The organism is Virgibacillus sp. GM2-2, assembly GCF_055329585.1.
This window is the reverse complement of record NZ_JBUZWC010000092.1, coordinates 1-265: the sequence shown is the minus strand read 5'-3', so window position 1 is coordinate 265 and position 265 is coordinate 1. Positions and strand designations below refer to the sequence as shown.

The following is a 265-nucleotide window of genomic DNA, read 5'->3' as shown; positions in this document are numbered from 1 at the left end:
CGAAGAGGATGCCGCCCGACTGATAGCCGGTCACGAGCGTGCTCTCGATCGTGACCTCGCGCCGGGGGCCGGCCTCCGCGGCCTGGAAGTGGTTGCTCACCACGACGCCCCAGCCGTGGGGCTCGGCCGCCAGCTCCGTCGCGTCGGCGGCGCGGGAGAGGGGTCCGACCACGCTGTTGCGCACGGCGCCGGAGGCGTTGAAGAACGCGATCCCGGCCTCGGCGTACGTCGCGCCCGAGGTGATCGTGACCCCCGATATGTCGAC

1 protein-coding gene is annotated in these 265 nt (G+C 72.5%); it reads right to left on the bottom strand.

All coding sequences use genetic code 11. The features are described from left to right. Positions 1 to 265 (bottom strand): hypothetical protein (locus ACY9Z2_RS19100; protein WP_463611259.1); only part of this gene is annotated, 265 nt, incomplete at both ends.